At 55.5% G+C, this 14,884-nt stretch carries 17 protein-coding genes; 4 read left to right on the plus strand and 13 right to left on the minus strand.

Annotation, left to right across the window (positions count from 1 at the left end; all coding sequences use genetic code 11):
• Positions 1-22: 22 nt before the first annotated feature.
• From ureG to ttdA, 10 genes are all read right to left on the minus strand, one after another.
• Positions 23-640, minus strand: coding sequence for an urease accessory protein UreG (gene ureG, locus SK35_RS03525; RefSeq protein ID WP_003828463.1), 618 nt, complete (start codon positions 638-640; stop codon positions 23-25).
• Between the two features lie 9 nt (positions 641-649).
• Positions 650-1,321, minus strand: coding sequence for an urease accessory protein UreF (locus SK35_RS03530; RefSeq protein WP_048215517.1), 672 nt, complete (start codon positions 1,319-1,321; stop codon positions 650-652).
• Positions 1,321-1,779, minus strand: coding sequence for an urease accessory protein UreE (gene ureE, locus SK35_RS03535; RefSeq protein WP_048215518.1), 459 nt, complete (start codon positions 1,777-1,779; stop codon positions 1,321-1,323). The genes SK35_RS03530 and ureE overlap by 1 nt, the downstream gene beginning before the upstream one ends.
• A 9-nt stretch (positions 1,780-1,788) precedes the next feature.
• Positions 1,789-3,492 (minus strand): urease subunit alpha, encoded by a 1,704-nt coding sequence (gene ureC, locus SK35_RS03540; protein WP_048215519.1) that lies wholly within the window; start codon positions 3,490-3,492, stop codon positions 1,789-1,791.
• The gene (locus SK35_RS03545) at positions 3,485-3,805 is read right to left on the minus strand and encodes an urease subunit beta (protein ID WP_003828455.1); all 321 of its coding nucleotides are present in this window, start codon (positions 3,803-3,805) and stop codon (positions 3,485-3,487) included. Before SK35_RS03545 ends, ureC begins: the two co-directional genes overlap by 8 nt.
• A gap of 9 nt (positions 3,806-3,814) precedes the next feature.
• Complete coding sequence (locus tag SK35_RS03550) at positions 3,815-4,117, minus strand: urease subunit gamma (RefSeq protein ID WP_003024678.1); 303 nt, start codon at positions 4,115-4,117, stop codon at positions 3,815-3,817.
• A 10-nt stretch (positions 4,118-4,127) separates the two neighbouring features.
• Positions 4,128-4,952: an urease accessory protein UreD gene (locus SK35_RS03555; protein ID WP_197082846.1), complete on the minus strand. Its 825-nt coding sequence runs from the start codon at positions 4,950-4,952 to the stop codon at positions 4,128-4,130.
• Between the two features lie 123 nt (positions 4,953-5,075).
• Complete coding sequence (locus SK35_RS03560) at positions 5,076-6,539, minus strand: anion permease (RefSeq protein WP_048215521.1); 1,464 nt, start codon at positions 6,537-6,539, stop codon at positions 5,076-5,078.
• A 48-nt stretch (positions 6,540-6,587) separates the two neighbouring features.
• Complete coding sequence (gene ttdB / locus SK35_RS03565; protein WP_003828447.1) at positions 6,588-7,193, minus strand: L(+)-tartrate dehydratase subunit beta; 606 nt, start codon at positions 7,191-7,193, stop codon at positions 6,588-6,590.
• Positions 7,190-8,098, minus strand: a complete 909-nt coding sequence (ttdA, locus tag SK35_RS03570) for a L(+)-tartrate dehydratase subunit alpha (RefSeq protein ID WP_003828445.1) — start codon at positions 8,096-8,098, stop codon at positions 7,190-7,192. Before ttdA ends, ttdB begins: the two co-directional genes overlap by 4 nt.
• A gap of 213 nt (positions 8,099-8,311) precedes the next feature.
• Here ttdA and ttdR point away from each other — a divergent pair, with 213 nt between their 5' ends.
• Positions 8,312-9,253: an L-tartrate utilization transcriptional activator TtdR gene (gene ttdR / locus SK35_RS03575; protein WP_032945042.1), complete on the plus strand. Its 942-nt coding sequence runs from the start codon at positions 8,312-8,314 to the stop codon at positions 9,251-9,253.
• Between the two features lie 31 nt (positions 9,254-9,284).
• On the opposite strand, the gene plsY is transcribed toward ttdR, so the two are convergent.
• Positions 9,285-9,902, minus strand: a complete 618-nt coding sequence (gene plsY / locus SK35_RS03580; RefSeq protein ID WP_003828443.1) for a glycerol-3-phosphate 1-O-acyltransferase PlsY — start codon at positions 9,900-9,902, stop codon at positions 9,285-9,287.
• A 106-nt stretch (positions 9,903-10,008) separates the two neighbouring features.
• Between plsY and folB the strand changes: the two genes are divergently transcribed.
• Together folB and bacA are read left to right on the plus strand one after the other, a co-directional pair.
• Complete coding sequence (gene folB / locus SK35_RS03585) at positions 10,009-10,377, plus strand: bifunctional dihydroneopterin aldolase/7,8-dihydroneopterin epimerase (protein WP_003024659.1); 369 nt, start codon at positions 10,009-10,011, stop codon at positions 10,375-10,377.
• 86 nt (positions 10,378-10,463) lie between these two features.
• A complete protein-coding gene (bacA, locus tag SK35_RS03590) occupies positions 10,464-11,282 on the plus strand; it encodes an undecaprenyl-diphosphate phosphatase (RefSeq protein WP_003828439.1) in 819 nt (272 codons plus the stop codon).
• A gap of 109 nt (positions 11,283-11,391) precedes the next feature.
• On the opposite strand, the gene SK35_RS03595 is transcribed toward bacA, so the two are convergent.
• Together SK35_RS03595 and SK35_RS03600 are read right to left on the minus strand one after the other, a co-directional pair.
• Positions 11,392-12,627, minus strand: coding sequence for a multifunctional CCA addition/repair protein (locus tag SK35_RS03595; protein ID WP_048215522.1), 1,236 nt, complete (start codon positions 12,625-12,627; stop codon positions 11,392-11,394).
• Positions 12,628-12,689: 62 nt separating this feature from the next.
• The gene (locus SK35_RS03600) at positions 12,690-13,310 is read right to left on the minus strand and encodes a TIGR04211 family SH3 domain-containing protein (RefSeq protein WP_003828434.1); all 621 of its coding nucleotides are present in this window, start codon (positions 13,308-13,310) and stop codon (positions 12,690-12,692) included.
• Positions 13,311-13,551: 241 nt separating this feature from the next.
• On the opposite strand from SK35_RS03600, the gene SK35_RS03605 reads away from it, so the two are divergent.
• Complete coding sequence (locus tag SK35_RS03605) at positions 13,552-14,853, plus strand: CYTH domain-containing protein (RefSeq protein WP_048215523.1); 1,302 nt, start codon at positions 13,552-13,554, stop codon at positions 14,851-14,853.
• Positions 14,854-14,884: the final 31 nt, after the last annotated feature.

Genomic DNA, 14,884 nt, shown 5'->3' on the forward strand with positions numbered 1-14,884 from the left:
CGCCGCCCGGCGATAGCTCTCACTACATCCGCAACATTCCTTTCTCTTCCAGAAACGCGATAATTTTTTCCAGGCCTTCTCCAGATTTTAAATTACTAAACGTCCATGGGCGCTCGCCGCGCATGCGCAAGGTATCGCGCTCCATCACCTCCAGCGATGCGCCGACGTAAGGGGCCAGATCGGTTTTATTGATCACCAGAAAATCGGATTTGGTGATCCCCGGACCACCTTTACGCGGGATCTTCTCGCCTTCAGCAACATCGATCACATAGATCGTCAGATCCGCGAGTTCCGGGCTAAAGGTGGCGCTCAGGTTATCGCCGCCGCTTTCCACAAAAATCAGATCCAGATTGCCGAATTTCTCGCTCAGCGCTTCTACGGCGGCCAGATTCATCGACGCATCTTCGCGGATGGCGGTATGCGGGCAGCCACCGGTTTCCACGCCGACGATCCTCTCTGGCTCCAGTGCGCCCGCCTCGGTGAGAATGCGCTGATCTTCTTTGGTGTAGATATCGTTGGTCACCACCGCCAATTGATAGCTGCTGCGCATGGCTTTGCATAACGCTTCCAGCAGCGCCGTTTTGCCCGAGCCAACCGGGCCGCCAACGCCCACACGCAGGGGATGCTTGTAGTTACTCATTTTTTCTCCTCAGGAGCGGAATAATCGGGAATATTGGGTTTCATGCCGGGCAGACGCGATAGCGGCCAACGGCGTTGCGGAGCCGAGGCTGGTGTCAGGACACGTCAGCGCCTGTGCCAAACCCTGCGCATAGCGATCGCAGAGCGCAATAATCAAACGCTGGGCCGCCTGTTGTCCAAAAGGAACCAGCTTGACGCCAGCCATGACAGCGCTCTCAATCCAGCTGTAGCCGAGGCTTAACGCCAGCTCCATCAGCGGAATTTTCCAGCGCACGCCCAGCCAGGCCATGCCGCAGAGTTGGCTGTCGACAAAGAGGGTGCGCCATTCTCGCGAGCAATCCGACTCCCAGTCGGTGACCAGCCGCGTAAACGCCGCACCCCGACTGCGTTCTTCATCCCGCAGTTCGCGGGTTTCGCGACAGGCCAGCAGGTAAGCGCTCCAGCGGCGTGCTGCGTCGAGATCGTCCAGCTCGCAGGCGCGATACAGTCTCGCCAGCAGCGGTAGGTCAACGGTAAAAAAGTTCTGCTCCATCTGCTGGATTTGCCAGGCAGAGAAGTCATCGACGCTTTTCACCCAGCCGATTTCCACCGCCCACTCCAGACCCTGGGACCAGGTAAATGACCCTACCGGGAGCGCGCTGCTGGCGAGCTGCATCAGACGTAGCTGTTGGCTGTTATGCATCAGTGCGCATGACCATGGTGATGCCCGTGTGACTCGCTCGCATAGGCACCCGCTTCCGGCTCAAACGGCAACTGGGCGAATGTCACCTCAAGGTTGAACTGGCGCAGCATGTCGTCCAGCACATGATCGTGATGGTAACGCAGTTCATCCGGCAGGATTTGCAGCGGAACGTGGCGATTACCGAGGTGATAACAGGCTTTGGCGAGCAGGAAAGGATCGGCGCAGCGCACCACGGAAACCGACTCCGGTGCGGCGATCACTTCGATCACTTCGCTGCCATCGTCGGTACTTAGCAGATCGCCACCGCGCAGCAGCAAACCACGCGGTAGCATTAGCCCGGCTTCGCGACCGTCGTTCAGTGCTACCCTGGCGCGACTTTTTACCCGGATATCAATGGGCAGCGTGACGCTTGCAGTAACGCGGTGAGCGTGGTCAAGGCGTTGGGTCAGATAGATCATCGTCACTCCTCAAAACAGAAAATAGCGTTGCGCCATCGGCAAAACATCTGCCGGTTCGCTGGTGATAAGTTCGCCATCAATACGCACCTCGTAAGTCTGAGCATCGACGGTGATATTGGGTTGCAGGCCGTTGTGGATCATGTCGACCTTTTTCACTGTCCGACAGCCTTTGACGACGGCGATAGCGCTTTGCAGATTGAGCTGCTGCGGGATGTTTTGCGCGTCAGCGGCCTGCGAAATAAAGGTCAGCCGGGTGTGGTGCCGCGCCGCGCCAAGCGCGCCGAACATCATGCGGTAATGCACCGGCTGCGGGGTGGGGATCGAGGCGTTGATATCGCCCATTGGCGCGCAGGCGATCATCCCGCCCTTGACGATCGTCGCCGGTTTTACGCCAAAAAAGGCGGGCGACCACAGCACCAGATCGGCCAGTTTGCCAGGCTCAACGGAGCCGACTTCATGGGCGATACCGTGGGTTAATGCCGGGTTGATGGTGTATTTGGCGACGTAGCGTTTAACGCGCAGGTTGTCGTTGTCACCGGTTTCTTCTGCCAACGGGCCACGCTGAACCTTCATGCGGTGCGCCACCTGCCAGGTACGCAGGATCACTTCGCCAACGCGCCCCATCGCCTGTGAATCGGACGAGGTCAGGGAAAACGCGCCAATGTCATGCAGCACATCTTCGGCAGCGATTGTTTCCCGGCGAATGCGGGATTCAGCAAAGGCCACGTCTTCGGCGATATCCGGATCGAGGTGGTGGCAAACCATCAGCATGTCGAGATGCTCGTCGATGGTGTTGACGGTATAGGGCAGCGTCGGATTCGTGGAAGAGGGCAGAATATTCGGATGCGCGCAGGCGGTGATGATATCCGGCGCATGGCCGCCGCCCGCGCCTTCAGTGTGAAAAGTATGAATGGTGCGATCGCCAATCGCCGCCAGCGTATCTTCAACGAAACCGGACTCGTTGAGCGTGTCGCTGTGCAGCGCGACCTGGATGTCCATTTCGTCGGCCACGGTTAGCGCGCAGTCGATAGCGGCAGGCGTGGCGCCCCAGTCTTCATGGATTTTCAGGCCAATTGCGCCCGCGCTGATTTGCTCGCGCAAGGCGTCTGGGTTTGAGCCATTGCCTTTGCCCAGCAAACCGATGTTAACCGGTAACGTGTCTGCCGCCTGCAGCATGCGCGCGATATACCACGGGCCCGGCGTGCAGGTGGTGGCGTGAGTGCCTGCTGCCGGACCGGTGCCGCCGCCGATCATCGTCGTCACGCCAGAAACCAGCGCCTCCTGCGCCTGCTGTGGGCAAATCCAGTGAATATGCGTATCCACGCCGCCCGCGGTGACGATCTTACCTTCTCCAGCGATGACTTCAGTTCCTACGCCTATCGGGATCGTGACGTTGGGTTGAATATCGGGATTACCTGCTTTGCCGATGGCGAAGATCCTGCCGTTTTTGATGCCGATATCCGCTTTCACGATCCCCCAGTGATCGACGATCAGCGCGTTGGTTATCACCAGATCCACGCATGCATCGGCGCGCATTTGTCCCTGGCCCATGCCGTCGCGGATCACTTTTCCGCCGCCGAATTTGACCTCTTCGCCGTAGGTGGTGAAGTCTTGTTCCACCTCGATCCACAGGTCGGTATCCGCCAGGCGCACTTTATCGCCAGTGGTTGGGCCAAACATGTCGGCGTACGCCTGCCGGGAAATGTCACTCATTATCAGCCTCCAGTGCGCCCATCACTTCGCTGCGAAAACCCACGATCCTTTGTGCACCAGCAACGCGCACCAGTTCGACTTCGCGTTTTTGTCCCGGCTCAAAACGCACCGCTGTGCCCGCAGCAATGTTCAGACGAAAACCGCGTGCAGCCAGCCTGTCAAAGCGGAGCGCCGGGTTCACTTCGTAAAAGTGATAGTGCGATCCCACCTGGATGGGTCTGTCGCCATGATTTTCCACCACGATCGTGCAGATCTCCCGCCCTTGATTAAGCGCAATATTGCCTTTTGCGATCTGATATTCACCTGGGATCATTGCTGCTCCTTAGACGATCGGATTGTGGACGGTGACCAGCTTCGATCCGTCCGGAAATGTGGCTTCAACCTGAATATCCGGGATCATCTCCGGTACGCCTTCCATCACCTGATCGCGGCGCAGGACGTGACGCCCGTCTTCCATCAGCGCGGCCACGGTTTGCCCGTCCCGCGCCCCTTCCATGATGAAAGCGCTAATCAGCGCCACCGATTCCGGGTAGTTCAGCTTCAGCCCGCGGGCCAGGCGACGTTCCGCCACCAGCGCGGCGGTAAATAGCAACAGCTTGTCTTTTTCTCTGGGAGTCAGTTCCATAAGGGTTCTCTTAGGTTTGCCAGATTCGCGGGAGTACGGGCGCTTTGTGTGTCAGCAGCGGGCGCAGAAATTGCCAGATGTCGCGCATAACGCGCTGGACAACCAGGTTGTCACTAGCAAGAAAACGGATTGTCAGCAGCGAATCGTTAAGCGTTGCCCCGGTGTAATCGCCAAGCGCCGTAAGCCGCTCCCGCGTGCCCTCGAGCATATGTTCGCTGGCCGGATAACACAGCAACGTGCCGACCCAGGGATGATGTGCGACGCCGCTCAGATTCCCCTCCTGCAACTGCAAGCGTTCTATCAGCAGTGGCTGCCCATCTCGCCATACCTCCAGGCGGTTTTGCAGCGTGCCGTAACTGAAGGTCTCCTGCATAACCGGTCGGCCAAGACACAGCAGATCCCAGGCCAGCAGGCGGCTTGCGGATGTCAGATGAAAGACGGTCTGAATAGCGGCGTTGGCGCCGGGAAAGAGGATCGTATCCTGCGGCAGCCACTCCAGCGTCGCGTGGGGTGCGAGGGTAAAATGCTGGCGCAGCAATGCCTGCGGTCCACGGCTGCGGTAAAACTTTCCCGCGCCAGGCTGGGTGATTAACGTGTGGCTGTTTTCGTCGAGCGTTACGGCGATATGGAGCTCATCCCCGCCGACGATCCCCGCCGGTGGATGAAGCAAATAGAGATGGCAAACGTCCTCTTCCGGGTAAAACGGGCGTTGAACCGTCAATGGACCATGATGACGCGCCGAGGCGAGCACCGTTTTGTGCCCGGTGCAGGTAAAATGCAGATCCAGTTCGGCCTGCCAGCCCCGTGTGAGTGTCTCGTGCGCAACCGTGTCCAGAGCGTTTCCCCTATCAGCATGAGGGTGTTTGCATACAAAAAAGTATGCCTCAGCGCATCGGGAAATCGATCATATGAGAAGCTTATGGATAAAGGGGCGACAATACGTCGCCCCACCAGGGTTTTACAGTAAAACGAGGGGCATCCAGACCAGACCGGTAATCACCAGCAGCACGAGGAAAATCAGGCCAAAAATAGCACCGAGTCGCCAGTAATCCACCGTTGGTAAATAGCCGCTGCCGTAGTAGATAGGGCTAGGGCCGGTAGCGTACGGGGTCAGAATGCTGCCCAGACCAATGGCGGCGCCGACCATCAGGCAGAAGACCGGTAGCGGGATTTCCGGCATTGCCAGCGCGGCGGCAATCATCATCGGTGCGAGGGCAGAGGTATAGGCTGTGGCGCTGGCAAAGAAGTAACGCAGCAGATAGAACACCACGATCAGCGCTACCATCACCATCATCGGCGAATAACCGCTCAGCCCGTTTGCCAGCAGCTTGCCGAACCAGGTAATAAAACCGGTGTTATTGAGCCCGGTGGCCAGCGTGATCAGCGAGGCCAGCCAGAAAAAGACGTTCCATGCGGCTTTATTGCTGACGATGTCATCCCAGCTAATGATGCGCAGTACCAGCATCAACGCCACCACGCTGTATCCGACCATCGCAGCGTCAATATAATCGCCGCCGAAGATCCACAGCACCAGCGCGCCGACCATCAGCACCAGCATCTTTTTCTCGCGAGCGCAGAGCGGTCCCATCGCTTTTAGTTCGGTATCCGCCCAGCGTGGAACCTGATCGCCGGATTTCAGCATCGGTGGATATAACACGTACGCCAGCCACGGCACGATCAGCACCAGTAAAATGCTCAGCGGCAGCATGCCTAAGAACCAGTCACCCCAGCTTAGCGCGGTGTGGGACGCGCCTTTCATCAGACCGATCAACAGCAGGTTCGGCGCCATTGCCGTTAAGAAAATGGCGCTGGTAACGCAGTCAGCGACAATACCCATCCACATGATGTATGAGCCAATGGAGCGTGAACTGGCGCTATTGGGCTGTGAGTTATACAGCGGCGGCAGGTTGCGGATAATCGGGTAGATTATTCCGGCCCCACGGGCGGAGTTGGAAGGTGTGACGGGAGCGAGGATAAGTTCGGAGAACATCACCGCATAGCCGAGAAACAGCGTCCTATGCCCCATCTTTTTCACCAGCATCAGCGCGATTCGCCGACCGAGTCCGGTTTTCTCATAGCCAGTACCAAACATAAAGGCCGCGAAGATCAGCCAGATGACCGAGTTTGAAAAGCCAGATACCGCCCAAGACAGCGATTTGGCGGTAAATTTAAAACCGTCCTGCGCGAGTTGCTCCGGGCTGAACAGCAGCCACGGTGAAAGGACGGCGATGATCGAAATGCCAATCATCGCCACTACCGCGCCCGGTAAAGGTTCCAGAATAAGCCCGACAATCACACCGGTAAAGACGGCAAAATAGAGCCAGGTGTGGCTCTCAAGACCGGTGGGGACGGGTAGAACAGCAATAATGGCGATGACCACCAGCGGAGCCAGGTATCGCCACCAACCAGCTAAAGGTGCCATTGTTGTATCCCTACGAAAGGGGAGAGGCGTAGCGCCTCTCCGGGAGGGTTATTTGATGTAATGCACGTGCTCGCAGATTTCATCGACGATAGGGTCGCGACGTTCAGCGAACAGCTTTTTGTTTTCAGCGATCAGGTTATTGCCGTGGGTATCGATGGAAACGATCAGCGGGCCGAACTCTTTTACCCGACACACCCACAGGGACTCCGGCATGCCGAGTTCCGTCCAGTGCACCTCTTCGATCTCCTCAACCTGGGTTGCCGCCACGACTGCGCAGCCTGCCGGGAAGATGACGTGCAGCGCTTTAAACTGCTTGCAGCCTTCTTCCGTCAGCGGTCCCATGCCGCCCTTGCCGACCACCAGTTTGACGCCGGTCTGCTCGATAAAGTCTTTCTCAAACGCTTCCATACGCATGCTGGTGGTTGGGCCGACGGAAACCATTTCCCATTTTTCACCGTTCTTACGTACGATCGGGCCCGCGTGGAAAATGGCTTTGCCGTTCAGGTCATAAGGAATCGGGCGCTTCAGTTCGATCAGGCGGCGGTGGCAAACGTCACGGCAGGTCACCAGCGTACCGGTCAGGTAAATGACATCGCCAACGCGAATGTCTGCCAGATCTTCGGCTTTGATCGGGGTTGTGAGGATCTTTTTCATAACGCGCTCCGGGTGTGAGACAGGTTTTCGAAGGAGAGGTCAGCATGAACCAACAGCGTGCCGCGACGGTGGGCCCAGCAGCCAGTAGAGACGGCAACGCCGATAGTCGACGGGTGGCGCGCGGCGGATTCGATATGCACGCCCATCACCGAGCTATTACCGGTCAATCCTTGCGGACCAATGCCCAGACGGTTAAGTCCTTCTTCCAGACGCAGTTCCAGTTCGGCCGCTTTCGGATTCGGATGACGTGAGCCGATAGGGCGCAGCACCGCTTTACGAGAAAGAACGGCGGCGGTTTCTACGGAGGTGGCAATACCTACGCCCACCAGCACTGGCGGACAGGCGTTGACTGCCAGCGTGGAGATATTTTCAAAAACAAATTTCACCACACCTTCGTAGCCCTCAGAAGGCATTAACACTTTCGAGCGTCCCGGCAGCGTACAGCCGCCGCCTGCCATGTAGACTTCGATTTCCGCGTCATCGTTATCAGGGATGATGTCCCAGGTGACCCACGGCACACCGGTACCTGTATTTTTGCCGGTATTCACTTCGTCAAAAATCTCGACCGCGTTATGGCGCAGCGGCGCTTTTACCGTGGCGTCTTCAACGGCCTGCTTCAGAATGCTTTGCAGTTCGCCGAGGAGCGGAAAACGGGAACCGACCTTCACGAAAAACATAATCTCGCCGGTGTCCTGACAGGCTGGGCGGTTCAGGTCGATAGCTTTCTGCATGTTGTCAAACATGGTGTGGTAGATGATTTTACCCATCGGCGAGGTTTCGCCTTCACGCAGCTGTTTTAATTTATCCACGACGTCATCGGGCATGCGGGTAGAAATCATGGCGGTAAAATCAGCGACAATGTTCGTCAGCGTATTTATCGCATTTTGGTTATTTTGATTGCTCATCTTGTTAACTCCAGTTCTTTTATTTATCTGGAAATAAATTCTCCGCCACAAACTACCACTAAAAATGTGGATTAATATTATTTGCCACTGTGAATATCTAATTAACAGTTCGTGAATGATGTCCGGATAAGGCAATAAAAATTGCGCAAAGGCAGGGTTTAAGACGCATGAGAGAATTACACTGCGGTGAACAACATTACGGATAGACCGATCATGCTGAACACGTATCCCCTTGCGAAAGACCTGCAGGTGTTGGTTGAAATTGTGCATAGCGGCAGCTTCAGCGCCGCCGCCGCGACGCTGGGGCAAACGCCGGCGTTTGTGACAAAACGCATTCAGATCCTAGAGTCCACGCTGGGGACGACGCTGCTAAGCCGCTCTGCGCGTGGTGTAGCGCTCACGGAAAGTGGTCAACGTTGCTATGAACATGCGCAGGCGATCCTCGCGGGCTATCAGCATTTGGTCGATGACGTCACGCAACTCAAAACGCGCCCGGCAGGGATGATTCGTATCGGCTGTAGTTTTGGCTTTGGGCGCAGTTATATTGCACCGGCAATTACCGAATTGATGCATAGCTACCCTGAATTACAGGTGCATTTTGAGCTTTACGATCGGCAAATTGATTTGGCGCAGGATAATATCGATTTAGATATTCGTATTAATGACGAGATACCGGATTATTATATTGCGCATTTGTTAACGAAAAACAAAAGAATATTGTGTGCGGCCCCACCGTATTTACAAAAATACGGTGAGCCGATGACGTTACAGGAATTAAGTCGTCATGATTGTCTGGTCACCAAAGAACGCGATATGACTCACGGAGTGTGGGAACTGGACAATGGTCAGGAGAAAAAGTCGGTCAAGGTGGCGGGACATCTTTCCTCTAACAGCGGTGAGATTGTGTTGCAGTGGGCGCTACAGGGAAAAGGGATCATGCTGCGTTCTGAATGGGATGTGCAGCCGTTTCTGGCCAGCGGTGAACTGGTGCGTGTGCTACCGGACTATGCGCAGAGCGCTAATATCTGGGCGGTTTATCAGGAGCCGCTGTATCGCAGCGTGAAGCTGCGCGTGTGCGTGGAATTTCTGGCGACGTGGTGTCAGAACCGATTAGGCAAACCGGTGGAGGGGTATCACATCCCCCACGCCGGATAAGACGCCGTTGCGTCGCTATCCGACAATAAATTCACTCGGGGTCTCGTTCGCGTTTTTTCTTCAGTTTGGTCCAGATCTTCGGCTCCTGACGACGCCACAGACGCTGAATGTTGTCATGGTGACGTAGCAGAATTAAGCACGACAGCATGGACACCGGAAAAGTGAACTGGGGATTGAACCACCAGACGTAAAAAGGGGCGATCAACGCGCTGACGATAGCGCCTAACGACGAGTAGCCGCTCAACAGGACGGTCAGCAGCCAGGTCCCTGCCATCACGCCAGTTAAGTCCCAACCAATCGGCGCAATCGCGCCAAAGGCGGTGGCAACGCCTTTCCCACCTTTAAAGCCGAAGAACACCGGCCAGATGTGGCCCAGACAGGCGGCGATTGCGATCAATCCCAGCCAGAAGGGGCTGACGCCTAGCGCATAGGCACCCCAGACGGGTAACATACCTTTCAGGACGTCGAAAATCAGTACCGCGACGGCGGCTCCCTTGCCACCGATGCGCAGCACGTTTGTCGCGCCCGGATTCCCAGAGCCGCTGTCGCGCGGGTCCGGCAATCCAGCAAGGCGGCATACCAGAATAGCACTGGAAATTGAGCCACAGAGGTACGCGAAGATAATCATTCCAGGCGCGATTGCACTCATAAGCTGTTCCGTTTTGAAAATGTCGTGTAAAACGCTACTTCTGTGGATAATACGCATATTTCGCCGGAAGTGGTATCCGGGTTAGCCAAAAAGCAGGCAGGTCGTGATGGATATTGTATTTATAGAGCAACTTTCTGTAATCACCACTATTGGTGTTTACGACTGGGAACAAACGATCGAACAACGGTTGGTGTTCGATATCGAAATGGCATGGGATAACCGCAAATCGGCTAAAAGCGATGATGTGGCTGATTGCCTGAGCTATGCTGATATTGCTCAAACGGTTGTTAATCATGTGGAAGGTGGGCGCTTTGCGCTGGTAGAACGGGTTGCGGAAGAGGTGGCAGATCTCCTGCTTAGCCGCTTTAATTCTCCCTGGGTACGGATCAAACTCAGTAAACCTGGCGCGGTAGCCCGTGCGGCGAACGTCGGGGTTATCATTGAGCGTGGCAATAATCTGAAAGAAAATAATTAATTTAATAATTTCTAAAACAAACGGGTATAAAAGGGTCCTTTCGTCGGCTCTTTTTTGCCGTGGTTTCTCTATCTAGGGGTTTATTAATGAGTGATATGCACTCGCTGCTGGTGGCGGCAATTTTGGGTGTGGTCGAAGGATTGACGGAATTTTTACCCGTTTCCAGTACCGGCCATATGATTATTGTTGGCCACCTGTTGGGTTTTGAGGGTGACACTGCAAAAACATTCGAAGTGGTTATCCAGTTAGGTTCTATCCTGGCAGTTGTGGTGATGTTCTGGCGACGTCTGTTTGGCCTGATCGGCATACACTTCGGCAAGGCTCCGCATGAAGGCACTGGCAAAGGTCGACTGACGCTGGGACATATCCTGTTGGGGATGATTCCAGCCGTGGTACTGGGGCTAATATTCCACGACACCATCAAATCGCTGTTTAACCCGATCAACGTGATGTATGCGCTGGTGGTGGGTGGTGTACTGTTGATTGCCGCAGAATGCCTGAAGCCGAAAGAACCGCGTGCGCCGGGGCTGGATGATATGACCTATCGCCAGGCGTTTATGATTGGCTGTTTCCAGTGTCTGGCGCTGTGGCCGGGTTTTTCTCGCTCCGGGGCGACGATTTCTGGCGGCATGCTGATGGGCGTGAGTCGTTACGCGGCCTCTGAATTCTCCTTCCTGCTGGCCGTACCGATGATGATGGGCGCGACGGCGCTGGATCTCTACAAGAGCTGGTCTTTCCTCAGCGCATCAGATATCCCGATGTTTGCAGTCGGATTTGTGACGGCGTTTATCGTGGCGCTGGTGGCGATCAAAACCTTCCTGCAACTGATTAAACGCATCTCGTTCATTCCGTTTGCGATTTACCGCTTTATTGTGGCGGCTGCCGTTTACGTCGTGTTCTTCTGATGACTTACCGTGGTGCCGGATGGCGGCGTTCTGCCTTATCCGGCCTACGGGTTATATCCGTTTCGAACCTGTAGGCCGGATAAGCACAGCGCATTCGGCAACGCAGTGTCTACGCTTTCGGGCAACGCTGCTCCTTCCAACTGGCTACTGCCGCGATGCGACGTCGGGTCAGTTCTTCACGAATTGCCTGACCTTTGAATCCAGCTTCAACCACGTCTTTCGTTGGCACCGCCTGCGCAACCTGCCAGGCTTCGCGCAACAGCCTGCCTTGCGGATAATCTGCCGCTTCAAAACCGGTTCGCCCACGCACATCGGCCTCGCTGGTGAGGGCGATTTGCTCCACGCGCTGCGGTTTGCGCCAGGCATCGATGGAATCAAACAGCTTAACGATGGTTTTCGGCTGCAGGATCGGGAAGGTATGAATGAGGTCGTGGAACTCGGAAACCAGTTTGGCTAAATCACGGATGTCATTCGGCACGCGCAGGCGCTGGCACAGTTGTTCGACAAGCTTAACACCTGCCGGACCGTGGCCATGATGGCGCGGCCACAGCGCTTTAGGCGTCAATGCCTTGCCAAGATCGTGGCACAGCGTAGCAAAACGCACGTCGACTTCCGGACTTAACATGGCTGCCATCGACAGCGTCATCAGCGTGTGAATGCCGGTGTCGATTTCCGGATGCCACTGTGCGGGGGCTGGAACGCCAAACAAAGCATCCACTTCCGGAAACAGGACGCGCAGTGCGTCGCAGTCGCGCAGGACCTGGAAAAATACCTGTGGGTTACGGGTGGTTAATGCGCCTTCGGTTTCTTTCCACACCCTCTCTGGTGTCAGATGCTCCAGTTCACCAGCGGTGGTCATGTCACGCATCAGCGTCATGGTTTCGTCAGCGATACGAAAACCGAGGTGCGCATAGCGGGCAGCAAAGCGCGCCACGCGCAGCACGCGCAGCGGATCTTCGCTAAAGGCAGATGAAACATGGCGCAGCAGACGGTTTTCCAGATCGTCGCGTCCGTTATACGGGTCGATAATCTCCCCGTCGTCATCGCGGGCGATTGCGTTGATGGTCAGGTCACGACGCTGAAGATCGGCCTCCAGCGTGACATCTGCGGCGGCATAGCAGGTGAACCCGGTATACCCCGAGCCTGACTTACGTTCGGTACGCGCCAGCGCATACTCTTCGCGGGTTTGCGGATGCAGAAACACGGGAAAATCGCGGCCTACCTGCTGGTAGCCCGCGTCGAGCATCTCTTGCGGCGTGGCGCCAACAACAACCCAATCTTTATCTTTAATCGGTAGCCCTAATAACGCATCCCGAACAGCACCACCGACCAGATAAATCTTCACGCCACTTTCCTTTTGAAAACTATGATCCCTTAATCATATGTCAGTGTGGCGGAGAAGGCGATTCAGTTCATCCAGCGATCTTTGCGTTTACGGCTTGGGATCATGTGTGGCAGAACCAGGCCGAGCAGCAGACCAAGACCCAACACGCCGCCACCGTACATAAACCACTGCATGATGATGGTGCGCTGTTTGTCATCAAGCTGAAGGTTGGCTGCGCTGACCTTCTTTTGCGCCACGATAAGCTCGTTTTTCAGCTTCTGGTTTTCTTGTTTCAGTCCGTCGATCACGCTGTCGCTTTGCGCGACCTTTTGCTGCATATCGGCGGTGCGCTGGTTCCACGTGGTATCGATATTATTGAGCTTATCGGTCAAGGTCTTAACCTGGTTTTCCAGGTCGGGAACGCGGGTACGCAGGCTCGGCGTACTGTTCAGCTCTTTCAGCGGGATCCAGGCGGTACGACCGGTGCTGTCTTTCACCTGGCCGTAGTTAGTGTTGGCATCGGTCTGTAATAGCGTGACTTCCTCGCCGGCGTTAACCGTACCCACGAGGCGATAATTATCTCCCGGACCGCTGCGGACCCAGGTGTTCAGTTCGTCAGAGACATAGCGCTTTTCTTCGGCATGAGAGACTGCAGTGGCGCTAAGTGCGAGTAAAGTTAATCCAATCAGGCGTAATTTTGGCATCAGGCTGTCGTTATTGTCATAGAAAGTGGAACGATAGTAGTGGCATCAGTGTCTCTACGCAAAGCATTCGACATCAATCGGAATCATCTGTGTCCTTTTTGCCACCACTCGAAACTTTTACGCCCGTCAAATTGCTCGTTGCATGGCAATTTGGCGCAAAATACTATCTACTGACCATAAATAACGAACTTAGTTCGCAGTCAGTTTTCTCAACTGTGACATAACCCATAAGTACAAGACCATGGCTCAGGAAATCGAATTAAAATTTATCGTCAATAGTGACGCTGTAGATGCGCTACGTGAACGTCTGAATACGCTGGGGGGAGAGCATCATGCGCCCAGCCAGTTGCTGAATATCTACTACGAAACACCGGATGCGTGGTTGCGTGGTCACGATATGGGGCTGCGTATTCGCGGTGAAAATGGTCATTACGAAATGACCATGAAAATTGCCGGACGCGTGACGGGCGGACTGCACCAACGGCCGGAATATAACGTTGCGCTAAACGCGCCTGAGCTGGACCTCACCTTGTTCCCAACGGAAGTCTGGCCTGATGGCGAGCTGCCCGCTGAGCTCGCTTCTCAAGTGCAGCCGTTGTTCAGCACCGATTTTTACCGTGAGAAATGGTTGGTTGATGTTGATGGCAGCCGGATTGAAATGGCCCTCGATCTGGGGGAGGTGAAAGCGGGCGAGTTTGCAGAACCTATCTGTGAGCTTGAACTTGAACTGCTAAGCGGCGATACCCGTGCGGTACTGAAGCTGGCAAACCAGCTGGTTTCGCAAACCGGTTTACGCCAGGGTAGCTTGAGCAAAGCAGCGCGCGGTTATCACCTGGCTCAGGGGAATGCGCCGCGCGAACTCAAACCGACACGCATTTTGAAAGTTCCGGCGAAAGCGAGTATTGAGCAGGGGCTGGAAGCGGCGCTGGAGCTGGCATTATCACAGTGGCAGTACCATGAAGAGCTGTGGGTGCGCGGCGTTAAAGGGGCGAAAGCCGAGGTGCTGGCGGCTATGGGCCTGGTGCGTCACATTCTGATGCTGTTTGGCGGTAATGTGCCGCGAAAAGCGAGCGCTCACTTACGTGATTTGTTGACCCAGTCGGAAGCGATCATTTCGTCGGACGTTTCTGCTGTTTCGGCGGTTTACAGCACGCAAACGGCAATGGCCAAGCTGGCGCTGACCGAATGGCTGGTGACCAAAGGATGGCAGCCGTTCCTTGATGCGAAGGCGCAGGGAAAAATTGCCGACTCCTTTAAGCGTTTCTCGGATACCCATCTTTCACGCCATGCCGCTGAGCTGAAAACCGCTTTTGCGCAGCCGCTGGGCGATCAGTACGCCGATCAGCTTCCACGTTTGACGCGCAACATTGATAGCATGCTGATGCTGGCGGGATACTACGATGAAAATGTCGCATCAGAATGGATCGCCAACTGGCAGGGTTTGCGCCACGCCATTGCGGCCAACCAATATATTGAAATTGAACACTTCCGTAACGAGGCAATTGCACTGGAACCGTTCTGGCTGCACAGCGGAAAACGATAATCAGGGCCGAGGCCGGGATGCCTGATGGCGC

It is taken from the genome of Citrobacter sp. MGH105 (genome assembly GCF_001037485.2).
Classification (GTDB): domain Bacteria; phylum Pseudomonadota; class Gammaproteobacteria; order Enterobacterales; family Enterobacteriaceae; genus Citrobacter; species Citrobacter portucalensis.